Annotated in this window: 19 protein-coding genes and 1 riboswitch; of the genes, 10 read left to right on the top strand and 9 right to left on the bottom strand. The window is 67.8% G+C overall.

Annotated elements, in window-relative coordinates; all coding sequences use genetic code 11:
- Positions 1–68 precede the first annotated feature (68 nt).
- Positions 69–6,293 carry an excinuclease ABC subunit UvrA gene (locus tag KXJ60_RS19295; RefSeq protein WP_291131596.1) on the top strand — a complete coding sequence of 2,075 codons (6,225 nt, stop codon included), beginning with the start codon at positions 69–71 and terminating at the stop codon, positions 6,291–6,293.
- Positions 6,293–6,706 (top strand): hypothetical protein, encoded by a 414-nt coding sequence (locus tag KXJ60_RS19290; RefSeq protein WP_363318063.1) that lies wholly within the window; start codon positions 6,293–6,295, stop codon positions 6,704–6,706. The genes KXJ60_RS19295 and KXJ60_RS19290 overlap by 1 nt, the downstream gene beginning before the upstream one ends.
- A 4-nt stretch (positions 6,707–6,710) precedes the next feature.
- Here KXJ60_RS19290 and KXJ60_RS19285 read toward each other — a convergent pair whose 3' ends face one another.
- The 3 genes from KXJ60_RS19285 to KXJ60_RS19275 are packed head-to-tail and all read right to left on the bottom strand — an operon-like array spanning position 6,711 to position 9,201.
- On the bottom strand, positions 6,711–7,091 hold the full coding sequence (locus KXJ60_RS19285; RefSeq protein ID WP_291131594.1) for a hypothetical protein: 381 nt from the start codon (positions 7,089–7,091) through the stop codon (positions 6,711–6,713).
- Between the two features lie 53 nt (positions 7,092–7,144).
- On the bottom strand, positions 7,145–8,410 hold the full coding sequence (locus KXJ60_RS19280) for an MFS transporter (RefSeq protein ID WP_291131591.1): 1,266 nt from the start codon (positions 8,408–8,410) through the stop codon (positions 7,145–7,147).
- On the bottom strand, positions 8,407–9,201 hold the full coding sequence (locus KXJ60_RS19275; protein ID WP_291131589.1) for an HAD-IIB family hydrolase: 795 nt from the start codon (positions 9,199–9,201) through the stop codon (positions 8,407–8,409). Before KXJ60_RS19275 ends, KXJ60_RS19280 begins: the two co-directional genes overlap by 4 nt.
- Before the next feature lie 105 nt (positions 9,202–9,306).
- Positions 9,307–9,394, top strand: a riboswitch (S-adenosyl-L-homocysteine riboswitch).
- Positions 9,395–9,462: 68 nt separating this feature from the next.
- Between KXJ60_RS19275 and ahcY the strand changes: the two genes are divergently transcribed.
- From ahcY to KXJ60_RS19240, 7 genes are all read left to right on the top strand, one after another.
- A complete protein-coding gene (ahcY, locus tag KXJ60_RS19270; protein ID WP_291131587.1) occupies positions 9,463–10,896 on the top strand; it encodes an adenosylhomocysteinase in 1,434 nt (477 codons plus the stop codon).
- Between the two features lie 116 nt (positions 10,897–11,012).
- On the top strand, positions 11,013–11,765 hold the full coding sequence (locus KXJ60_RS19265; protein ID WP_291131585.1) for a TlyA family RNA methyltransferase: 753 nt from the start codon (positions 11,013–11,015) through the stop codon (positions 11,763–11,765).
- Between the two features lie 15 nt (positions 11,766–11,780).
- A complete protein-coding gene (gene metF, locus KXJ60_RS19260) occupies positions 11,781–12,611 on the top strand; it encodes a methylenetetrahydrofolate reductase [NAD(P)H] (protein ID WP_291131583.1) in 831 nt (276 codons plus the stop codon).
- A gap of 235 nt (positions 12,612–12,846) precedes the next feature.
- Positions 12,847–15,291 (top strand): autotransporter domain-containing protein, encoded by a 2,445-nt coding sequence (locus tag KXJ60_RS19255; protein WP_291131581.1) that lies wholly within the window; start codon positions 12,847–12,849, stop codon positions 15,289–15,291.
- An 8-nt stretch (positions 15,292–15,299) separates the two neighbouring features.
- A complete protein-coding gene (locus KXJ60_RS19250; protein WP_291131580.1) occupies positions 15,300–16,157 on the top strand; it encodes an alpha/beta fold hydrolase in 858 nt (285 codons plus the stop codon).
- Between the two features lie 135 nt (positions 16,158–16,292).
- The gene (locus KXJ60_RS19245) at positions 16,293–16,727 is read left to right on the top strand and encodes a septal ring lytic transglycosylase RlpA family protein (RefSeq protein WP_291131692.1); all 435 of its coding nucleotides are present in this window, start codon (positions 16,293–16,295) and stop codon (positions 16,725–16,727) included.
- 152 nt (positions 16,728–16,879) lie between these two features.
- Entirely contained in the window at positions 16,880–17,485 is a 606-nt protein-coding gene (locus tag KXJ60_RS19240; RefSeq protein ID WP_291131578.1) for an OmpW family outer membrane protein, read from the top strand.
- Positions 17,486–17,498: 13 nt separating this feature from the next.
- On the opposite strand, the gene KXJ60_RS19235 is transcribed toward KXJ60_RS19240, so the two are convergent.
- The 5 genes from KXJ60_RS19235 to paaA are packed head-to-tail and all read right to left on the bottom strand — an operon-like array spanning position 17,499 to position 21,304.
- A complete protein-coding gene (locus KXJ60_RS19235) occupies positions 17,499–18,608 on the bottom strand; it encodes a 2Fe-2S iron-sulfur cluster-binding protein (protein ID WP_291131576.1) in 1,110 nt (369 codons plus the stop codon).
- Positions 18,609–18,612: 4 nt separating this feature from the next.
- Positions 18,613–19,134 carry a 1,2-phenylacetyl-CoA epoxidase subunit PaaD gene (gene paaD / locus KXJ60_RS19230; RefSeq protein WP_291131574.1) on the bottom strand — a complete coding sequence of 174 codons (522 nt, stop codon included), beginning with the start codon at positions 19,132–19,134 and terminating at the stop codon, positions 18,613–18,615.
- A 9-nt stretch (positions 19,135–19,143) separates the two neighbouring features.
- Positions 19,144–19,992, bottom strand: a complete 849-nt coding sequence (paaC, locus tag KXJ60_RS19225) for a 1,2-phenylacetyl-CoA epoxidase subunit PaaC (RefSeq protein ID WP_291131572.1) — start codon at positions 19,990–19,992, stop codon at positions 19,144–19,146.
- Positions 19,992–20,294, bottom strand: coding sequence for a 1,2-phenylacetyl-CoA epoxidase subunit PaaB (paaB, locus tag KXJ60_RS19220; protein ID WP_291131571.1), 303 nt, complete (start codon positions 20,292–20,294; stop codon positions 19,992–19,994). The genes paaC and paaB overlap by 1 nt, the downstream gene beginning before the upstream one ends.
- Complete coding sequence (paaA, locus tag KXJ60_RS19215) at positions 20,291–21,304, bottom strand: 1,2-phenylacetyl-CoA epoxidase subunit PaaA (RefSeq protein ID WP_291131570.1); 1,014 nt, start codon at positions 21,302–21,304, stop codon at positions 20,291–20,293. The genes paaB and paaA overlap by 4 nt, the downstream gene beginning before the upstream one ends.
- A gap of 185 nt (positions 21,305–21,489) precedes the next feature.
- Here paaA and KXJ60_RS19210 point away from each other — a divergent pair, with 185 nt between their 5' ends.
- On the top strand, positions 21,490–22,161 hold the full coding sequence (locus KXJ60_RS19210) for a CAP domain-containing protein (protein ID WP_291131569.1): 672 nt from the start codon (positions 21,490–21,492) through the stop codon (positions 22,159–22,161).
- A 3-nt stretch (positions 22,162–22,164) separates the two neighbouring features.
- On the opposite strand, the gene rlmJ is transcribed toward KXJ60_RS19210, so the two are convergent.
- On the bottom strand, positions 22,165–23,079 hold the full coding sequence (rlmJ, locus tag KXJ60_RS19205) for a 23S rRNA (adenine(2030)-N(6))-methyltransferase RlmJ (protein ID WP_291131567.1): 915 nt from the start codon (positions 23,077–23,079) through the stop codon (positions 22,165–22,167).
- Between the last annotated feature and the right edge of the window lie 42 nt (positions 23,080–23,121).

Below are 23,121 nucleotides of genomic sequence, written 5' to 3'. Positions count from 1 at the left end.
ATTGCAGGGCCGCCAGCGCCGACTTTTGGCGTCCCTAGAATGTTGGGCTTCCCTTCTGGAGCCCCTGCATGTCCGATGCCTTTTCGCCCGCTGACGCTTCCGATGGCGCGACCCCTGCCGCGCCGCACCCAGAGGGCGCCGAGCGCCCGGCGGAAGGGGGCACCGGGCTGATCCGCATCCGGGGTGCGCGGCAGCACAACCTGAAGAACCTCGACCTCGACATCCGCACCGGAGAACTCACCGTGGTCACCGGGCCGAGCGGCTCGGGCAAGTCCAGCCTGGTGTTCGACACGCTGTTTGCCGAAGGCCAGCGCCGCTACGTCGAAACCTTCAGCGCCTATGCGCGGCAGTTCCTCGACCGCATGGACAAGCCGGCGGTGGACCGCGTGGACGGCGTGCCGCCCGCCATCGCCATCGACCAGACCAACCCGGTGCGTTCCTCGCGCTCCACCGTGGGCACCATGACGGAGCTCAACGACCACCTCAAGCTGCTGTTTGCGCGCGGCGCCGAGCTGTTCGACCGCGACACGGCCCTGCCGGTGCGCCACGACTCGCCCGAGTCGATCTTTGCGGAGCTGCAGAAGCGGGCGGCCGAACGGGGCGATCCGCGTCTGGTGGTCACCTTTCCGGTGGAGCTGCCTGCGAGCACCACGCCGGAAGAGGTGGAGCAGTGGCTGTCGGCCAGCGGCTACACGCGCGTGCAGGCCGAGCGGCTGGTGCAGCGCGAGGCCGCGCAGGAAGCCGCCCCGGCCAAGGGTGGAAAGAAGGCGAAGGCACCCATCGAGGCAGTGAAGCTGCTCGACGTGGTGGCCGACCGCTTCCGCATCGGCACGGCCGAGCCGGCGCGGGTGATGGAAGCGATCGAGGCGGGCTTGAAGCGCGGCGCCGGCAAGCTCATGGTCTACGTGCTGGCCGACGAAGGTGAAGCCCGCCGACCCGCCGCCGGGCCGCCCCAAGGCGGGGCAGCCCCCTCGGGGGGCAGCGAACCACGCGAAGCGGGGAGCGTGGGGGCTCCAGAGATATGGCGCTTCAGCACCGGCCTGCACTGCCCGGAGAGCGACATCCGCTACAGCGAACCCGCGCCGTCGATGTTCTCGTTCAACTCGGCGGTGGGCGCGTGCGAGGCCTGCCGGGGCTTTGGCCGCGTCATTGGCGTGGACTATGGCCTGGTCGTGCCCAACGACAAACTCACGCTGCGCGCGGGCGCCATCAAGGTGTTCCAGACGCCGGCCTGGAAGGAAAGCCAGGACGACCTGATGCGCCACGCCGAAGCCGCCGGCATTCCACGCGACACGCCCTGGGCCAAGCTCACACCCGAGCAGCAGGCCTGGGTGAAGGGCGGTTCGCCGCAGTGGAACGGCAAGTGGAACCAGCAGTGGTACGGCGTGGACCGCTTCTTCGAGTACCTGGAGAGCAAGGCCTACAAGATGCACATCCGCGTGCTCTTGTCGAAGTACCGCAGCTACACCGAGTGCCCCACCTGCCGCGGCGCGCGCCTCAAGACCGACAGCCTGCTCTGGCGCCTGGGCACCCGCGCGCAGGCCGACGCCGTGCTGCCGCGCGCCAAGCGCTACCTGCCGCAGGGCGTGAAGTGGTCGCGCGAGCAGCTCGAAGCGCTGCCCGGGCTGTGCCTGCACGACCTCATGCTGATGTCGCTGGACAAGCTGCGCGTGTTCTTTGCGTCGCTCGCACCGCCCGAGGCCGCCGGCGGCCGCGAGTCCACCAGCGGGCAGCAGCAGGCGCTCAAGCTCCTGCTCGATGAAATCAACACGCGCATCCGCTACCTGTGCGAGGTGGGCATTGGCTACCTCACGCTGGACCGGCAGAGCCGCACGCTCTCGGGCGGCGAGGTGCAGCGCATCAACCTCACCACCGCGCTGGGCACCTCGCTGGTGAACACGCTCTTTGTGCTGGACGAGCCCAGCATCGGCCTGCACCCGCGCGACATGGCGCGCATCGTTGATGCGATGCTGCGCCTGCGCGACGCGGGCAACACGCTGGTGGTGGTGGAGCACGACCCGGCCGTGATGCTCGCGGCCGACCGCCTGATCGACATGGGCCCGGGGCCCGGCGAGCGCGGCGGGCAGATCGTGTTCGACGGCACGCCCGAGTCGATCCGCTCGGCCGACACGCTCACCGGCGCCTACCTCGGCTCGCGCAAGACCATCGGCATGGGCTTCAAGCGCATGGTGACGGACAACACGCCGCGCCTGATCCTGGAAGGCGCGCGCGAGCACAACCTGAAAGACGTGTCGGTCGAGTTCCCGCTGCAGCGCCTGGTGGTGGTCACCGGCGTGTCGGGCTCGGGCAAGTCCAGCCTGATCCAGGACGTGCTCGCGCCGGCCCTGCTGCGCCACTTCGGCAAGTCCACCGACAGCCCGGGCGCGCACGACCGCTTGCTGGGTGCCGACTTTCTCTCTGAAGTCGTGTTTGTGGACCAGTCGCCCATCGGCAAGACCGCGCGCTCCAACCCGGTGAGCTACGTGGGCGCGTGGGACGCCATCCGCGCGCTGTTTGCCGACGCACCACTGGCGCGCCAGCGCAGCTACACGCCGGCCAAGTTCAGCTTCAACAGCGGCGACGGGCGCTGCCCCACCTGCGGCGGCTCGGGCTTCGAACACGTGGAGATGCAGTTTCTCTCCGACGTGTACCTGCGCTGCCCCGACTGCGACGGCAAGCGCTACCGCCCCGAGATTCTGGAAGTGAAGATCCAGCGGCTTTGGCCTGCCCACCTCCCCGTTCGCCCTGAGCTTGTCGAAGGGCTCACCCAGATGTCGGCGGGGGCTTCGACAGGCTCAGCCCGAACGGTGAGCATGAACGTGGCCGACGTGCTCGACCTCACCGTGAGCGAGGCCGCGGCGCTGTTCGCCGGTGACCGTGAGGTGATCCGCGTGCTGCAGCCCATCGTGGATGTGGGGCTGGAGTACGTGAAGCTGGGCCAGCCCGTGCCCACGCTCTCGGGCGGCGAGGCGCAGCGCCTCAAGCTCGCCGGCTTCCTGGCCGAGGCCTCCAAAAACTCCAGCGCGAGCCGCCAGGCCATTGCGCGCAAGGGCACGCTGTTCCTGTTCGACGAACCCACCACCGGCCTGCACTTCGACGACATCGCCAAGCTCATGCGCTCCTTGCGCAAGCTGCTCGATGCCGGCCATTCGCTGGTGGTGATCGAACACAACCTGGACGTGATCCGTGCGGCCGACTGGCTCATCGACCTCGGCCCCGAAGGCGGCGATGCCGGTGGCCTGGTGGTGGCCGAAGGCCCGCCCGAAGCGGTGCGCGAACACGCCAGCAGCCACACCGCCAAAGCCCTGCGCGACTACGCGCTGGCCATGGGCGAAGTGCACGCGGTGCGCGAAGGCCTGCCGCAGGCCCGCCTGAGCCCGTCCAGCGGGCTGAAAGCCGCTGCGCAGCGCGGCGACGCGCACGGCAACGCCATCCGCATCGTCAACGCCAAGGAACACAACCTCAAGAACCTGAGCGTGAACATTCCGCGCGGGCGCTTCAACGTGATCTCTGGCGTGAGCGGCTCGGGCAAGTCCACGCTGGCGTTCGACATCCTGTTCAACGAAGGCCAGCGCCGCTATCTGGAAAGCCTCAACGCCTACGCGCGCAGCATCGTGCAGCCCGCAGGCCGCCCCGAGGTGGACGCGGTCTACGGCATTCCGCCCACCGTGGCCATCGAGCAGCGGCTCAGCCGCGGCGGGCGCAAGTCCACCGTGGGGACCACCACCGAGGTGTGGCACTTCCTGCGCCTGCTCTATGTGAAGCTGGGCACCCAGCACTGCGTGCACGATGGCGCGGCCGTCATGCCGCAAAGCGCCGACAGCATTGCGGCGGCCATCCTCAAGCGCTACAAGGGCCAGCACATCGGCCTGCTCGCGCCGCTGGTGGTCAACCGCAAGGGCGTCTACACCGAGCTGGCCGACTGGGCGCGCCCGCGCGGCCACACGCACCTGCGCGTGGACGGCGAGTTTCTGCCCACCACCGGCTTCCCGCGCATCGACCGTTTCAAGGAACACACCATCGAACTGCCGGTGGCCGACTTCGTGGTGAGCGCCGAAGGCGAAGTCGCGCTGCGTCAGCAGCTGAACAAGGCGCTGGAAATCGGCAAGGGCGTGGTGCACGTGCTCACCCCGCTGGATGGCCTGGCACAGGCGCTGGCCGACGGCACCTCCACGCGCGAGCTGGGCACGCTGGAGGTGTTTTCCACCACGCGCGCCTGCCCGGTGTGCGCCACCAGCTACCCCGAGCTCGACCCGCGCCTGTTTTCGTACAACAGCAAGCACGGCTGGTGCCCGGACTGCGTGGGCACGGGCGTGAAGCTTTCGCGCGACCAGCGCAAGGCGCTCGACGACTCGGTGCGCGACGACAAGGAAAAAGGCCGCGAGCAGAGCTTCGCCGAACCCGAGGTGGACGACCTCGTGGACGAAGCCTGCCCCACCTGCGAAGGCACCCGGCTGAACGCCCAGGCCCGCGCGGTGCGCTTCGCGGGCGTGGGCATCACGGACGTGGCGCGGCTGTCGGTGCGCGAGGTGCGCGCCTGGGTGCGCGGGTTGATGAACTTCCCTGTGTCCTCGATACCCACCACCTCCGTTCGCCCTGAGCCCACGCACCCCGTTCGCCCTGAGCTTGTCGAAGGGCATCCAGGCACGCTGGGGCTTCGACAGGCTCAGCCCGAACGGGGCGGGGCTCAGCCCGAACGCATGGCAGCGCTGCCCGTGTACGACTTTGCGATGAGCACGCGTGAAACCGACATCGCGCGCGACCTGCTGCCCGAAATCGAAGGCCGCCTGGCCTTCCTGGAAGAGGTCGGCCTGAACTACCTCACGCTCGACCGTGGCGCGCCGACCCTGTCGGGTGGCGAGGCGCAGCGCATCCGCCTGGCCGCGCAGCTGGGCAGCAACCTGCAGGGCGTGTGCTACGTGCTCGACGAGCCCACCATCGGCCTGCACGCGCGCGACAACGCGATCCTGCTCAACGCGCTGCACAAGCTCGGCGACATGGGCAACACGCTGGTGGTGGTGGAGCACGACGAGGACACCATCCGCCGCGCCGACCACATCATCGACATTGGCCCCAGCGCGGGCAAACGCGGCGGGCGCGTGGTGGCGCAGGGGTCGGTGAGCGACCTGTCGGCGAACGCCGAGTCCGTCACCGGGCGCTACCTGCTGCACGCCATGAAGCACCCGCTGCAGGCGCGGCGCCCGGTGCCACCGGTGCCGGCCGATGGCGCCCACTGGCTGCAGGTGCGCGGCGCGCGGCTGCACAACCTGAACCAGCTCGATGCCGCCGTGCCGCTGCAGCGGCTGGTGGTCATCACCGGGGTGTCGGGTTCGGGCAAATCCACGCTGGCGCGCGACGTGCTGCTGAGCAACGCCGCCAGCGCCGTCGCCATGCGCTCCACGCAGGCCGGGCGCACCGCCTGGGACAAGGGCACGCGCCCCACCTGGACCGGTTGCGACAAGCTCATCGGCACCGAAACGGTGGACCGTGTGCTCGAAGTCGACCAGACGCCGATTGGCAAGACGCCGCGCAGCTGCCCCGCCACCTACATCGGCTTCTGGGACACGGTGCGCAAGCTGTTTGCCGACACGCTCGAGGCCAAGGCGCGCGGCTACGGCCCGGGCCGCTTCAGCTTCAACACCGGCGAAGGCCGCTGTCCGGGCTGCGAAGGCCAGGGCATGCGCACGATCGAGATGAGCTTCCTGCCCGACGTGAAGGTGCCCTGCGAGGTGTGCTCCGGCGCGCGCTTCAACCCCGAAACGCTGGCCGTCACCTGGAAGGGCAAGAGCATCGGCGACGTGCTGCAGATGGAGGTGGACGAGGCGGTGGAATTCTTCGCCTCCATGCCCAACATCAGCCACCCGCTGCAGTTGCTCAAAGACGTGGGCCTGGGTTACCTCACGCTGGGCCAGCCCAGCCCCACGCTCAGTGGCGGCGAGGCGCAGCGCATCAAGCTGGTGACCGAGCTCAGCAAGGTGCGCGACGACATCACGCGCCGCGGCCAGAAGCCACCGCACACGCTGTACGTGCTGGACGAACCCACGGTGGGCCTGCACATGGCCGACGTGGAAAAACTCATCCGCGTGCTGCACCGCCTGGTGGACGGTGGCCACAGCGTGGTGGTGATCGAGCACGACCTGGACGTGATGGCCGAAGCCGACTGGATCGTGGACCTCGGGCCCGAAGGCGGTCAGGGCGGTGGCCGCATCGTGGCCGCCGCGCCGCCCGACGAGGTGGTGCGCCTGGGCACGCACACGGGCAAGGTGCTCGCTCCGGTGCTGGCGCGGGCGTGATGGGCAAAGGTCCCTCCGTTCGCCCTGAGCCCGTCGAAGGGCCTGCGAGCCCGGATGGGCTTCGACGGGCTCAACCCGAACGGGTGGAGATCATCCACATCCACGCCGAGGCGCCGGCCAAGCCGGCGCTGGGTGCGCCCTGCAACGGTTGTGGCGTGTGCTGCCTGGCCGAGCCTTGCCCGTTGGGGCGTGTGATCTCGCGCAAGCGCTTCGGCGCGTGCGACGCGCTGCGGTGGGACGGCGCCCTGGCGGTCTACCGCTGCGGCGTGCTCACCGACACCCGCACGGTGCTCGGCCCGCGCTGGCGCTGGGCGGCGCCGCTGGTGCAGCGTCTGGCGCACCGCTGGATTGCGGCGGGTGTGGGGTGCGACGCCACGCTGCAGGTCGAGCGCGGCAACGGCGGCGCGGGCTGAAGGCTCAGCGCGCGGCCAGCCAGACCAGGCCCACGGCCAGCACGAGCGCCGCCGCCATCAGCACGCGGGTGCGCTTGCGCAACAGGTCCACGGCGCCCACCAGCCGCGCGTTCTGCTCGGCGAGTTCGGCCAGGGTCGCGGCCATCTGCTCCTGTGTGGCGGCTTGCTGGTCGATCAGCTGGCGGGCCTCGATCAGGCGGTTCTTCAGCTCGCCCAGCGTGGGGGGCGCATCGCCCAGGTCCAGCGGTGCCGGCACGGCCGCGCCGGGGGCGGGTGCTTTCTGGCGGTCCATCAGCTTGCGGGCGGCGTTGAGCACCTTGGGCGCGTGTTCGATCACGTCGCCCCAGGGGATCACTTTCAGGGCAACCAGCCAGGGAATGGCCATGGGAGAGATCCTTTCGCTTTGTCGGACAACCAGGGGGCTACGGTGGGAGCCGCTCAACCCCGAGGGGTTCCTTCAGATGGGGACGATGTGGCCCGTCTCAACATCCACCAGCCCAGGCCCGCCACCGACAGCAGCAGCGCGGGGAAGCCCAGGGTGGGCGCCCACTGCAGCGCGGCGGCACCCAGTGCGGGCGCCAGCACCCCGCCCAGCGTGTACGAGAGCACCAGCACGGCGGTGCTGTTCACCAGCGTGATGCCTTCTTCGCGCGAGCCGATGTCGATCATGGCCAGTGTGTAAAGGCAACCACCAGCGCCGCCCCAGAGAAACGCCACTGGCGCGGCCAGCCAGGGTGTGCCCGCCACCATGGGGATGACCAGCGTGGCCAGCAACGTGATGAGTGCGCAGACCCGCATGATCACCAGCCGCGCGGCCCGCGCGTTGCCCCAGCGCTGTTGCGGGTCGTGGGCCAGGCGGTCGGCCAGCAGGCCGGCAGGCAACATCATGAGCGCGCTGCCCAGGCCGCTGGCCGAGACCAGCAGCGCCGCAGCGGTGGCGCCCAGCCCGAGCGCCAGGCCGTACAGCGGCAGGATGGACGTGAGGCCACTTTCGAAGAAGCCGCCCACGAAGCCCACCGTCATGATGAGGGGATGCGCCAGCAGCGCATGCCACACGCCAGACAGGCCGACCTTGGCGCTGTGCGCGTCGGCCGCATCGGGCAGGCGCGGAATGAGCAGGCTCCAGAGCAGGCCGATGGCCATGGAGCCCAGCGCCATCCACAGCGCTGCATCGCTCTCGGCGCCCACCCAGGCCAGCATCAGCGGGCCCACCACGAAGGTGATGCCGACCATGGTCTCGAAGATGCCGACGTAACGCCCGCGTTGCCCGGGCGGCGAGAACTCGGCCACGATCGCTTCGGCCAACACCCAGCGCAAGCCCGAGGCCATGCCGGCGGCCATCTTGAACACGAACCAGAGCCACAGCAGCGACGTGAAGGCAAACCCGGCCGTGGAGACCACCGGGATCAATGCGGCCAGCCACAGCGTGGGCCGTCGGCCCAGGCGCTGCGTGATGGCCGAAGCGAACGGCGTCATGAGGAAGATGCCGAACCAGCCGCTCGCTGCAAACAGACCGGCCAGCGCGGTCGATTCGCCGCCGGCCTTCAGGCGCAGCAGCAGCAGCGGTGTGAGCATGAAATAGCCGACCAGCTCGAAGAAGGTGGAGCCGAAGATGGCGACCAGGCCCAGCCGCGCCTGGCCCGCCGTGTGCGCCTGCGGCACGGCCGCGCCGGTGTGGTGCGGCGGCAGCGGGTGCTCGCTCATGCGGCGCGCGCGCCGAGCACGGCGTCGGCCACTTCCGCAAAGCCCGCGCCCCGCTCGCCGCGCGCGACATAGCGCGGCAGGTGGCTGAGTGCGTCCTGGAAGCGCGCCACATTGGCCACGCCCACGCTGTGCGGAAAGTGGCCGAACATGCGCGCGTCGTTGGTGGAGTCACCCACGTACACCCAGCGGTCGAGCTCGTTGTCCAGCGCGCGGCCCAGGCGCGAGCGCACGATCCAGCGCGCGCCGGCGAGTTTGTCGTGGTCGCCGATCCAGCCGTTGATGTGGATCGAGCTCACGGTGGCGTTGAGGCCTTCGCGCTGCATGAGTTGCACCACTTGCGCGATCTCGGCTTCGTTCAGGTGCGCAAACTCGCTGTGGTCGATGGCGATGTCGGTCTCGCGGCCGGCGCTGTCGGTGGCCAGGCGCGCGGCAGGCAGTTCGCGCAGCACGCGCTGCGCCACCGCCTGCAGGCGCTCGAAGTTCACCGCGCGCGTGGCGCTGTCCTGCAGGTGGTCGCGGCACAGTTCGCCGCTGGCGCCACGCCACAGCGCCACGGCACCGTTCTCGGCCACGATGGCATCCACCGGCCAGGCCAGCGCAAAGCCCTCGCTCCAGCCGGCGGGCCGGCCGGTGATGGCGAAGACCGGCAGGCCGGCCGCGCGCAGGCGGTGCAGCGCGTCCAGCGCGTCGGGCGTGATGGCGCCTTCGGTGGTGAGGGTGTCGTCGATGTCGGTGAGCACGCCCTGGATGCGGGCGCGGGCCGCAGCGGGCCACAGGGCAAGAGGGGTCATGGTGCGCATGGAAAGGCGCGCAGTTTCGCACAGGGGTGGGTGTTTCACGGTGCCACGCAGGGGCTTTTGCAAGGGCCAGATCGGGCTTGCTGGGGTAGAATCCCGCGATCCGAGGAGCGTTGCAGCGCCCCCACTGAGTTTTCAGCGGCGGGGCGTGAGGCTCGGACCATCCATGCAACGACGCTCATCCACATCCCGTGTGATGAGTTCTTTTTGACTCCCTAGCGAGATGTGGTTTGTCCATCCTTTCTGGAGCAAACCATGAATGCACGTCTGAACAACCCCGCCATCACCGACTGCGCCATCGCCGACATCGGCCTGGCCGAATGGGGCCGCAAGGAAATCAAGATCGCCGAGACCGAAATGCCCGGTCTGATGGCCATCCGCGAAGAATTCGCCGCCGCCAAGCCGCTCAAGGGCGCGCGCATCACCGGCAGCATCCACATGACCATCCAGACCGCGGTGCTGGTCGAAACCCTGCAAGCCCTGGGTGCCAGCGTGCGCTGGGCGTCTTGCAACATCTTCTCCACGCAAGACCACGCCGCCGCAGCGCTGGTGGCCGAAGGCACGCCGGTGTTCGCGCACAAGGGCGAGACCCTGGCCGAGTACTGGGATTTCACCCACCGCATCTTTGAATTCGGCGCCGCCGGCACCGAGGGCGAAGGCCCCAACATGATCCTGGACGATGGCGGCGACGCCACGCTGCTGATGATCCTCGGCCAGAAGGCCGAGAAAGACCTCTCGGTCATCAGCAAGCCCACCAGCGAAGAAGAAACCTGCCTGTTTGCCGCCATCAAGGCCAAGCTCGCACAAGACCCGACCTGGTACACCCGCAAGGCCGCGCAGATCATCGGCGTGACCGAGGAAACCACCACGGGCGTGCACCGCCTGAAGGAAATGAGCGCCAAGGGCACGCTGCCGTTCCGCGCCATCAACGTGAACGACTCGGTGACCAAGAGCAAGTTCGACAACCTGTACGGCTGCCGCGAGTCGCTGGTGGACGGCATCAAGCGCGCCACCGACGTGATGATCGCCGGCAAGGTCGCCGTGGTCGCGGGCTACGGTGACGTTGGCAAGGGCTCTGCCCAGGCCCTGCGCGCGCTGTCCGCACAAGTGTGGGTGACCGAGATCGACCCCATCAACGCCCTGCAGGCCGCGATGGAAGGCTACAAGGTCGTGACCATGGAGTACGCCGCCGACAAGGCCGACATCTTCGTGACCACGACGGGCAACAAGTCCATCATCACGCACGACCACATGGTCGCCATGAAGGACCAGGCCATCGTCTGCAACATCGGCCACTTCGACAACGAGATCGACATCGCCTCGATCGAGAAGTACACGTGGGAAGAGATCAAGCCGCAGGTCGACCACGTGATCTTCCCCGACGGCAAGAAGATCATCATGCTGGCCAAGGGCCGCCTGGTGAACCTGGGTTGCGGCACGGGCCACCCCAGCTTCGTGATGTCGAGCTCGTTTGCCAACCAGACCATTGCACAGATCGAGTTGTTCACGCAGCCACAGAAGTACAAGGTCGGCGAGGTGTATGTGCTGCCCAAGCACCTGGACGAAAAGGTCGCGCGCCTGCACCTCAAGAAGGTCGGCGCCATGCTCACGGAACTGACCGACGAGCAGGCTGCGTACATCGGCGTGGACAAGGCCGGCCCGTACAAGCCCGACACGTACCGCTATTGATCACTCCCGCCGCGCTTCGCGCGACCCCGTCAAGGGGGCGATGCCTGCGGCCCGTCCCGAGCTCGTCGAGGGGCGGTTCCGCGGCATCCCTGTTGGCGGGGTGAGGGCACAGCAACGTGCGTGCTGATCAATTGCTCGTCGAACGCGGCCTGGCGGCCACGCGCTCGCAGGCCCAGCGGCTCATCGCCGCGGGTGTGCAGTGGCGGCTGCCGGCGGGCGACTGGAAAGCGGTCGCCAAAAACGGCGAAGAGCTCCGGGACTCGGCCGAGCTGCGTCTGCTGGACACCGCCGAGACGCGCTATGTGTCGCGCGGCGGCCTGAAGCTGGAAGGTGCCTTGCGCCACACCGGGCTGCACGTGGCCGGTCTGCGGTGTCTGGACGTGGGGCAGAGCAGCGGAGGCTTCACCGACTGCCTGCTGCAGCAGGGCGCCGCGCAGGTGGTGGGTGTGGATGTGGGTCAAGGCCAGTTGCACCCGCAGCTCAAGGGCGATCCGCGCGTGGTCTGCATCGAGAAGTGCAACGCGCGCGACTTGTCGGCCGACGAACTCCTGCAAGCGGGCGCCGCCGCGCCCTTCGGGCTGATCGTGGGCGACCTGTCGTTCATCTCGCAGACGCTGGTATGGCCCGCGCTGGTGCCCTTGATGGCCTCTGGCGGGCACCTGCTGATGCTGGTCAAACCGCAGTTCGAGCTGCAGCCCGAGCACATCGGCAAGGGCGGGCTGGTGAAAGACCCGGCCAGTTACGGGCTGGTGCGCGAGCGCATTGCACAGGCGTGTGCCGAGCATGGCCTGCAGCTGCGCGACTACTTCGAGAGCCCGATCACCGGGGGTGACGGCAACCGTGAATTTTTTGTGTTGGCAAGCGAATGACGTAAGGAGGGGGCCGTGAGTCTTCCGATCAGCCTGGAATTTTTCCCGACCAAGACGCCTGAAGGCGCGGTCAAACTGCGCGCCGTGCGCCAGGAGCTGTATGCGCTCAAGCCGGAGTTTTGTTCGGTCACCTTCGGTGCCGGCGGCTCCACGCAAGACGGCACGCTGCAGGCCGTGACCGAGATCATGGGTGAGGGCGTGTCGGCTGCGCCGCACCTGAGCTGCATTGGTCAGTCGCGCGAGAGCATCCGCGAGCGGCTGGCGGCCTACCAAGCTGCGGGCATCCGCCGTCTGGTGGCGCTGCGAGGTGATCTGCCCAGCGGTTACGGCGCGGGCGGCGAGTTCCGCTACGCCAGCGACCTCGTGGCCTTCGTGCGCGCCGAGACGGGCGACCACTTCCACATCGAGGTGGCGGCTTACCCCGAAACGCACCCACAGGCGAAGTCGCCGCAAGCCGATCTGGACGCCTTCGCCGCGAAGGTCAAGGCCGGTGCCGATTCGGGCATCACGCAGTACTTCTTCAACAGCGACGCCTACTTCCGCTACGTCGACGACCTTCACGCCATGGGCGTGGACGTGCCCGTGGTCCCGGGCATCATGCCCATCGCCAGCTCCACGCAGCTCATGCGTTTTTCCGATGCCTGTGGCGCAGAGATTCCGCGCTGGATCCGCCTGCGCCTGCAGGCCTTCGGCGACGACACGGCGTCGATCAAGGCTTTCGGCCTGGACGTGGTCACCGACCTGTGCGACCAGTTGCGCCATGCCGGCGTGCCCGGCCTGCACTTCTACACGATGAACCAGAGTGGCGCGACCACCGAGATCGTGCGCCGGCTGAGCGGCGGCTGAGTGTTTGCGAAAGCGCACACGAGGCCGTGTGCGCGGGTGTCAAAGTGCACACTTTGCGCGTTTGCGAGAGTGGCTCGTGAGAAATGTAAGAAGTTGTGACCTATCCTTGAGATGAACAGAGGTCGGATGGCGTCTCGTGCATCGCCAGATGAATCACTTTGTTTGCCAATGCCTGGTTGGTCAGGCAGGGCCTTGAAGGATTCGCACCCAGGTGCTTCTTTTTCTCCGTACAGCCATGAACCACATCTACTCGATCGTCCGCATTGCCGCCACCCATCAGACCCAGGTGGTCCCAGAGACCGCGCGACAGCGTCGCGGTGGGTCGTCCGGCGCTCGGGTGCGCGGCGCCAAGGCCGCTGCCGTCGCGCTGGTGGCCATCGGCGCTGTGAGTCCTGCGCTCTCGGGTTCCGGGCCTGCGCTGGGCGCAGCAGGTTCGTGCCAGGAGGTGGGGGTGTTCTCCGTCTCGGACACGCGCACCACCATGTGCGAACTGACCGACAACGACCACATCACGGTGACCAGCACGGGCAGCATCACCGGCGCCACCAATGCCATTCAGGTGGGGGTGCCCACGCTGGGCTTCACGCCACCCGTGGGCATTCAGGTGGTCAACCGTGGGCAGTTGTATGGCACCACCTTTGAAGGCATCCGCAACTACGGCTCCATCGACCTCGTTGACAACTACGCCGGCATGCGCGGCAACAGTTTCGGTATCGTCAACTCGAACCTGATCTATGTGATCAACAACGCCAGCACGGGTACGATTTCGGGCCAGAACGACGGCGGCATCCTGAACTACTACGGTATCGGCGAGGTCAACAACGACGGGTTCATCGGGGGCGTGGCCGGCGGCTACGGCATCGAAAACTACGGGCTCTTCCAGGCCATCAACAACCGGGGTGTCATCAGCGGTCCAGCGGGCGCCATCAACAGCCCGGGCGACATCAACATCCTGAACAACAGCGGCCAACTGCTCGGCACCGTCACCACGAACAACACCGAGCTCAACCTGCTGGGCACGGTGGCGCGCATCTCGGGCGCGCTGGTCAACACGGGTGGTTCCGTCAATGTGCTCAACGGCGCGGACTTCACCACCGAGAGCACCTTCAGCAGCGCCACGTTTGGCGTGAACAGCGGAGGCACGCTGCGCGTGGGCAGCTCCGCCCACACCCTGACCGTCAGCAGCGCAGCCGCCAACGCTTTCAGCAATGCGGGCACCTTGCGCGTGGGCGAAGGTGTGGTGGCGAACGTGGTGGGCAACTACACGCAGAGCGGCGCGGTGCGCCTGGGCGCGAGCAGTGTGGGCAGTTTCGGTCGCGTGGCCGTGCAGGGCAATGCGGCGCTCACGTCCACCGCCACGTTCTTCGTTGACGTGAATGCCGTCAACACGCTGGCCGATGGCCAGGTGCTGGCGGGCGTGGTGTCGGCCACGGGCACGCTGACGAACAGCGCGTCCACCAACAACGTCAGCGACAGCAGCGCGCTCTTCAACTTCACCTCGGTCACCAACGGCAACGCGGTGGACCTGCGCGTGGCGGCCGCAGGCTTCCCCGGTGGCTCGGGCGATGGCATCGTGCCTGCCGTGATCCAGAACGGCCTCAACACGGGCGTGCCGATTGCCACCGTGCTCGACGGTTACGTTCGCGGTGGCACGACAGGCACCGACTGGGATGCGGTGGTCACGGCCCTGGGGCAGCTCCCCACCAACCGCGATGTGGCTGCCGCCGTGGGTCAGATGATGCCGTCCCTGCACGCCAACGCCGGCCTGGCCTTGCTGTTGCACGGCGCGAGCACGGGCACGGCCATCGAGCAACAGCGCGAGCTCACCGGCCAGTCCGGCGGCTCGGAGGCGGGTGGGCGCAGCCTGTGGGTGAAGCCCATCGGCGGCTGGGTTCAGCAAGATGCGGTGGATGGCGTCAGCGGCTACAAGATGGGCACCACCGGTATCGTGGGCGGTGTGCAGCGCGATCTCAACGCGGGCACCCGTCTGGGTTTTGGTCTGGGCTATCTGAAAAGCACGGTGGACGGACAGGACTTTGCCGGCAGCCACCGCAGCGGTATCGAGAGCGCGCAGCTGATCGGCTACGGGCGCTACGCCCTTGACAACACCGGCTGGCAGTTTGACTGGCAGGGCGACTACACGCTCAGCCGCATCGAGTCGCAGCGTGGCATGGGCTTCATTGGCCGCACCGCCCGCGCGAAGTACGACGGTGACGCCTGGCACCTGGGGGTGGGCGTGAGCCGCGCGTACCAAGTCAGCCAGATGAGCGTCAAGCCGCTGGTGGCGCTCGACTGGCGGCAGTTCCGCAGCGATGGCTACACCGAGGACGGCGCCGGCGCGCTGAACCTGCAAGTCAATTCCCAGAAGGTGCGCGAGCTCATCCTGAAGGTGGGTGCCCAGGTGCAGGGCGACATCAACGCCCGCACCCAGTGGCTGACCCGCGCGGCGGTGGGCTACGACCTCAATGACCAGCGAAGCGCCGTCACAGGCCGGTTCACCGGTGGCGGCGTGGCCTTCACGACCGAGGGCCTGCCCAAGGCCCGTACGGTGGCCGAGCTCGGTGTGGGCGTGCGCTACCGCGCGACCGAAGGCATGGAGCTCACCGCGCGCTACGACGTGCGGCTGCGCAAAGGCCTGCGCGACCAGACCGCGACCGTGCGACTGGCTTGGGCCTTCTGACCCATCGCATGCGTTGGCTGCTGGTTGCAGCCATCGTGGCAGGGCTCGCGGGCTGCGCCACACCTTCGCCGCAGGCGCGCCGCGACAGCGCCATGGTCTGGGCCTCGGCGCAGGGCTGGCGGCCCCTGTTGTTGCCCGGGTCGGCGTTCGACCTCCAGGCCTTTGTGCCTGAGCGGCTGCAGCGCACCGAGCGGTTGACGGTCTACATCGAGGGCGATGGCCTGGCCTGGCTGGACCGTCACACCCCTTCGTTCGCACCCACGCCCGTGGACCCGCTGGGCCTTCGGCTGGCGGTGGCCGATGCCGGCGCACAAGCGGTGTACCTGGCGCGGCCCTGCCAGTACACCCAGGGCGCCTCGTTCAAGGGCTGCGAGGTCCGGTACTGGGGCACGCACCGCTTTGCGCCTGAGGTGATGGGGGCCATGAACGACGCGTTGGGCGAGCTCAAGCGCCGGTACGGCGCCACCGATCTGGTGCTGGTCGGCTATTCGGGTGGCGGTGCCGTGGCCGCTTTGCTCGCCGCGCGCAGGGACGACGTCGCCGCGCTGGTGACCGTGGCCGGCACGCTCGACACCGCGCACTGGACGCAGGTGCAGCGCCTGTCCCCGTTACTGGGATCGCTCAACCCGCGGGACGCGGCCGCGCTTCTGGCAAGGGTGCCTCAGTGGCATTTCGTCGGACTGCGGGACGACGTGGTGCCCCGCAGCGTGTTGAACCATTTTCTGGATCGCGTGTCAGACTCGGCCAGCCCCGGCGCGCGTCCGCCCACCGTGGAAGCGATGCCGGACTTTGATCACCACTGTTGTTGGGCGGCGGCTTGGCCGCAGCTGAGCCAGCGATTCGCCGCGCCCGGCAGCGGGCGCTGAAAAAGCGCGTAGCGGAGTCGACGCTGCGTTGAGCGGCCGTTCAGCGCCCGCCCTCGCGCACCCCTTCACTTGCACGATGCCATGAATGCTGTTGCTGATGAATCCGGTTGCACCGTCGAACCCCGCAGGCGTGGCGTGGAAGGGTGCGCGCTGCACCCGCTGCGTTCTTCCGCGGTGCTGGCCCTGGCCACCGCGCTGTGGCTTGGTGGCTGTGCCACGCGAGCGCCTTCTCTGCCCGATGGGGGTGTGCCGTCCGACGGCGGCACCGGCGCCGAGGAGGGCGAGATCGCTCGTGGCCTGGCGTCTTGGTACGGCGAGCCTTTTCATGGCCGGCGCACCGCCAGCGGTGAGGTGTTCGACATGAACGAGCTCACCGCCGCCCACAAGACCTTGCCGTTTGGCACCCGCGTGCGCGTGCGCCACGCGAGCACCGGCAAAGAGGTCACGGTGCGCATCAACGACCGTGGCCCGCATGTACCCGGCCGCATCATCGACCTGAGCCAGGCCGCTGCTTCAGCGCTGGGCATTGTGCAAAGCGGTGTGGGCCGCGTGGTGCTGCTGCGCGATTGAGGCCACCGTCCTGACCGGTTTGACCTGCGTCAAGCCGCGTGCGCTGCGGGCTTTCAGGCTTGTGTCGGTTTGACGTGGCGCAACCTGCTGCGATGGCCTGTCTTCTGTAATGAACGCGGGGATTCTCCCGTGTCATCGAACCTCAGAAGATCATGAAAACTCACCACTTCGCCTTGGCCGCCATGGCATCGGTTTGCGTGCTTGCATCGGGCGCCGCGCAGGCGCAAGACTTTGCGGCGGGCTCCGTGCTGGTGCGCGCGCGCGCTGTACACATGGACAGCGCCAACAAGGACAGCACCGGTTTGGGGCTGGCCATCAACAACAAGACCTTGCCCGAAGTCGACTTCAGCTACTTTTTCAGCAAGCACATTGCGGCCGAGCTCATCCTGACGGTGCCGCAGAAACACACGCTCACCTCCAACGGCACTGCCATTGGCTCGCTGCGCCATCTGCCGCCTACGCTCACCGTGCAATACCACTTTGATGCGCCCGGTTTCAAGCCTTACGTGGGCGCCGGCCTGAACTACACGCGCTTCAGTTCCGTGAACATCCTGGGTGGCGCGGCCGACGTCAAGCGCAACAGCTTCGGCCCCGCGCTGCAGGTCGGCGCGGACATTCCGCTCACGAACACGCTCTACCTCAACGTCGACGTGAAGAAGGTGCTGATCCGCACCGATGTGAGCGCTGGTGGCGTCAAGCTCGGCAAGTTCAAGGCCGACCCATTGCTGGTGGGTGTGGGCCTGGGCTGGCGTTTCTGATGCGGCGGGCGCGTCAGCGCTCGTCGTAGCTCACCACCACGCGGTCGGTGGTGGGTCTGGCCTGACAGCTCAGCACGAAGCCCTTGTCGGTCTCCCAGGGCTCCAGGGTGAAGTTCTTGTCCATCTGCACGGCGCCTTCCATCACCTTGGCGCGGCAGGTGCAGCACACACCACCCCGGCACGACCAGGGCAGGTCCAGGCCTGCGTTCAGGGCCACGTCGAGAACGCGCTCGTCGCGGTTCATGCGCAGCTCGTGGGGCTTGCCATCGAGCACCACCGTCAAGGCCACCTCGCCTTCGGTGCGCACGAGGGGTTGACCCGTCACCACCATCTGGCGCTGCGCCGTGGGGAGGGCTTCAAGTGTGGGTGAGGTGAAGCGCTCGGTGTGCACGCGGTCGGGCCGCACACCGGCGTCGAGCAGGGCTTTCTCGGTGGCTTCGATCATGGCCTCGGGGCCGCAGATGAACACCTCGTCCATGCTGGCCACCGGCAGCAACGTGGCGATCAACGCACGCACTTTGTCGGCGTCGATGCGGCCCTCGAGCAGAGGCACTTCCTGTGCCTGGCGCGAGAGGATGTGGATCAGCGTGAGACGGTTGGCGTAGCGGTCCTTGAGGTCTTGCAGCGCTTCGTTGAACATCACGCTGGCCATTCGCCGGTTGCCGTACACCAGCGTGAATTTGGATGTGGACGACTCTTCCAGCGTGCTGGCCATCAGCGACAGAATGGGCGTGATGCCCGAGCCTGCCGCAAAGCCCACCCGGTGCACGGCGCGGGGCTTGTGCACGGTGAAGCGCCCGTCGGGCGGCATGGCCTTGAGCGTGTCGCCCGCCTTCAGCTCGGTGGCGGCCCAGTTGGAGAACACGCCGCCTTCGACCGGCCGGATGCCCAGCGTGAGTTCGCCGTGCTGCGTGAGCAGGCTGCGCGGGCTGCTGATCGAGTAGCTGCGCCGCACGTCCTGCCCGCCGATCGTGGCGCGCACCGTGAGGAACTGGCCCGGTTCGAAGTGGAACGCGCTGCGATGCTCGGGCGGCACTGCAAGGGTGATCGCCACCGCGCCGGCGGCCTCGGGGCTGATGCGGGCGATGGGCAGGTCGTGAAAACCGCGGGCGGCTGTGCTCATGTCGTCAGTACGGTTTGAAGTAGTCGAAGGGTTCGAGGCAGTCGAGGCAGCGGTACATCGCCTTGCAGGCGGTCGAGCCAAACGGCGAGGTTTCGGTGGTATGCGCCGAGCCGCATTGCGGGCAAGGGACTGCCTGGTAGCGCAGGGCCTGTCGGGAGAACTTCAGCACGTGGGTGCTGTCGTGGGGGTGGCTGCCGCATTGCGGCGGCGCGATCCCGTAGGCACGCAGCTTTTCGCGCGCCGCCTCGCTCATCCAGTCGGTCGTCCAGGCGGGGGCCAGTTGGGTGACCACGCGCGCATGGATGCCGGCATGGGCCAGCGCGGCCCGCACATCGTCCTCAATCTGGCCCATGGCCGGGCAGCCACTGTAGGTGGGTGTGATCACGACCTCGGGTGTGCCATCGGCGCCGTTGCGCACGCCGCGCAAAATCCCCAGCTCGCTCAGGCTGACCACCGGAATCTCCGGGTCGGACAGATCCGCGAGCGCGTTCCAGATCGCGGTGTGGTCGGCTTCAACAGCGTGCATGGCGCGGCATCACCAGACGGCTTGCGGATGCGCGCGCGCCAGACTCTGCATCTCCGCCAGCAGAAAGCCCATGTGCTCGGAGTGCACGCCCTGTTTGCCCTGCGTCACGTAGCCGTTCATGGCGGGTCGCTGCAGCGTGGCTTCGCCAAGGGTGTCGTCCACCAGTGCGCTCCAGTCGGCTTGCAGGTCGGCCACGTGTACGCCCGTGCCGTTCTGCACGGCCGCGGTGTCGGCCGCGCTGCCGATCCAGAACTCCTGGCAGTACGGCATCAGGTGGTTGAGCGCAGCCTGCGCTCGTGCGTGAGACTCGTCGGTGCCGTCGCCAAAGCGCACCAGCCAGTCGCTGGCGTGGCGCAGGTGGTAGCGCACTTCCTTCAACGACTTGGCGGCAATGGCGGCGAGCTGCGCATCCGCCGAGGTCTGCAGCCGGTCCCACACCAGCACCATCAGTGCGCTGTACAGGAAGTTGCGCGCGATGGTGGTCGCGTAGTCGCGGTCGCCGGCGGTGGTGCTCGCCAGCGGTCCGCTGTGGGGCAGTTCCAGCAGCGTGAAATTGCGGAACTCGTGCGTGTCGCGGAAATAGGCCAGCGTGTCTTCGGTCACGGCGCCGCCGGTGCGCGCGCCCTGCAGGTGGCTGAAGCGTGCGGCCTCGGCGGTGCTGGCGTTGATGAGCGAAGCCGCGTGCTGGTAAAGCAGCCGCGCCTGTCCGAGCAGGTCCAGGCTGTTGTTGGCGAGGGCCAGGTCTTCTTCCAGAATCGGTCCATGGCCACACCACTCGGCGTTGCGCTGACCGAGCACCAGCGCGTTGTCCGCCAGGTGCAGCAAATGGTCGACGGGGACTGTTGCGGTGCTGGCCATTACATGTGCCCCACTTGATCGGGGATCTCGTAGAAGGTGGGGTGGCGGTACACCTTGTCGGCAGCGGGATCGAAGAAGCTGTCCTTGCTGTCGGGTTCGCTGGCCGTGATGCTGCTGGACTGCACCACCCAGATGCTCACGCCTTCCTGGCGGCGGGTGTACACGTCGCGCGCGAGATGCAGTGCGTGCTGTGCGTCGCTGGCGTGCAGGCTGCCGCAGTGCTTGTGCTCCAGGCCCTGCTTGCTGCGCACGAACACTTCCCAGAGTGGCCATTCCTTCATCGCTGTGTGGGGTGTGCTCATGCGGCCTCCTTCATGGCGCGGGTCTGTTGTTTGCGTGCGTGGGCCAGAGCGGCGTCGCGCACCCACTGTCCATCGTTCCAGGCCTTCACGCGTGTGGCCAGGCGTTCCTTGTTGCACGGGCCGTCGCCATTCACCACCGCCCAGAACTCATCCCAGTCGATCTGGCCGTAATCGTGGTGCCCTCGCGCCTCGTTCCATTTCAGGTCCGGGTCCGGCAGGGTGACGCCCAGCACCGCAGCCTGTGGCACGGTGGCGTCGACAAACTTCTGGCGCAGGTCGTCGTTGCTGATGCGCTTGATGCCCCAGCGCATGCCTTGCACGCTGTTGGGGCTGTCGGCATCGGGCGGGCCGAACATCGCCAGGCATTTCCACCACCAGCGGTTCACCGCGTCCTGCACCATGGCTTTTTGTTCGGCTGTGCCCTGCATCATCGTCAGCAAGGCTTCATAGCCCTGGCGCTGGTGGAAGCTCTCCTCCTTGCAAACCCGGATCATGGCGCGCGCATAGGGGCCGTAGCTGCAGCGGCACAGCGGGATCTGGTTCATGATCGCCGCGCCATCCACCAGCCAGCCGACCACACCGACGTCGGCCCAGGTCAGGGTGGGGTAGTTGAAGATGGAGCTGTATTTCGCCTTGCCCGAGTGCAGGGCGTCGAACAGCTGGTCGCGGCTGGTGCCCAGGGTTTCGGCTGCGCTGTACAGGTAAAGCCCATGGCCTCCTTCGTCCTGCACCTTGGCCACCAAAATGGCTTTGCGCTTGAGGCTGGGCGCGCGGGAAATCCAGTTGCCCTCGGGCAGCATGCCGACGATCTCGCTGTGCGCGTGCTGGCTGATCTGGCGCACCAGCGTCTTGCGGTAGGCATCGGGCATCCAGTCGCGCGGCTCGACCTTGCCGTCGGCGTCCACGGTGGCGTCAAAGTGCGCTTGAAGCGCCGCATCGTGCGGCACGGCCTTGAGTGAGGCGCCGGTTTTGGCATCGGCGTCTGGCACGTTGAAAGATTGGGTGTACATGCACGTCTCCTGCGCCGCTCAAGGGCGCGCGAACCGCAGTATAGCCATTAACCGACCAATCGGTCGGCTAATTTTGCAACAGCCGGGCGGGCACTTGCCGGAAGGCCGGGCACGCTGATCCGAGGAGCGGTCGCCGGGCACATTCGCTTACCAGCCGCTGCTGGCATGGCCGTAGAGTGAGCCGCATGCACAACGTCGAATTTCAGGATGGTGTCCGCGCGCTCGCCGAGCGCTGGCGGGTGGTTGCCCTTGCGCTCGCGGCAGGCGCATCTCTGGGCCTGGGGGCTTGCGGCGGAGGTGGTGGCGATTCAGGCGGCGGCGCCAGCGCGGCCGAGGGAACCGTGGGCACGGCGCCGTCGAGCACGTCGGGCAGCTCAGGATCTGTTGGTGCGGGAGCCGGTCTCGTGGCGCTGGACGCCAGCACCAGTTGCGGCCTGCCCGACTTCCGCAACAGCCTGCTCCAGCAGATCAATGCCGCGCGGGCGGTGGCGCGCACCTGCGGCGCCACGGCCATGCCCGCGGTGTCGGCCCTCACGTGGAATGACCGGTTGTTCTCAGCTGCCGCGCGGCATTCGCAGGACATGGCCACCAACAACTATTTTTCGCACACCGGCCTGGATGGCCGCAGCGCGGCACAGCGGATTGCGGCCGAAGGCTACGCGTGGTCGTGGGTGGGGGAAAACATTGCCGCCGGACAGTCGTCTGTCTCGGCGGTGATGAGCGGCTGGCTGGGCAGCGAGGGGCACTGCGCCAACATCATGCGGGCCGAGTACCGGGACGTGGCCGTGAGCTGCGTGCAGCGCAGTGGCACCACCTACGGCCGCTACTGGACCATGACGCTGGCTCGGCCCCAGTAAGCTTCAGCCGCCTGACTCGATCGACTGCGATTTGCCCCGGCCGCGACCCAGATGGGTCAGCAATTGAGGCAGCGCTTCCTGGAGCACGCCCTTGAGCGTGTGTGGCGGGTTGATCACGAACATCCCACTGGCGGTCAGGCCGGGGCGATCCTCCGGGCCGTGTGTCGGGTCCTGGCCGATGGCCAGCGTCGCGTTCAGCCAGGGCTTTTGCGCCTGATTGGAAATCGTGCGCAGGCGGCGCGGCAGATCGTGGGCTTCCGGGCGAGGAATCACCGGGTACCACACCAGGTAAGTGCCGGTAGGGAACCGCCGAACAAGCTCCTGTATGCAGGCGCTCACTTTGCTGTAATCGCTCTTGATTTCGTAGCTCGGGTCGATCAGCACCATGGCCCGCTTGGAGCCGGTGGCCGAGGGCGGTGGCGGCAGCAGCGGCTTGACGCTTTCAAACCCGTCTTCCCGCGCCACAGCAATTTGGCGCCCCGCTTCCAGTTGGGCGATGTTGGCGGACAACGTCCGGCTGTCGGTGGGGTGCAGCTCGAACAGCTTGAGGCGGTCGCGCGACTCGGTCCTCAGCAAGTGGTGCATGACGAACGGCGAGCCCGGGTAGACGCGCAGCGCACCGGAGGGGTTGAAGTTGGCAATCAGGTCGAGGTAGTCGTCAATGGCGGGCGCCGCCGCTGTGGCGGGGCGGTCGGCGGCGCGCAGCGCGCCCATGAGTTTGACGACGCCGTCCTTGGCTTCGCCCCCGGTCTCCGTGTAGTCGCCGTCCAGTCGGTAGAGCCCCGCACCGGCATGCGTGTCGATCAGCGTGATCCCCGCCTCTTTCTGCATCAGGTGGCGCAGCGTGGCAATGAGGGTGATGTGCTTGAGCACATCGGCATGGTTGCCTGCGTGGAAGGCGTGTCGGTAGCTGAACATGCCCTGATGGTAGCCGTTCGCCCCGTCTGGCCGACCATCGGG

The organism is Hydrogenophaga sp. (assembly GCF_019264445.1).
In the GTDB taxonomy this organism is placed as follows: domain Bacteria; phylum Pseudomonadota; class Gammaproteobacteria; order Burkholderiales; family Burkholderiaceae_C; genus Hydrogenophaga.
This window is presented reverse-complemented; position numbering and strand designations above follow the sequence as displayed.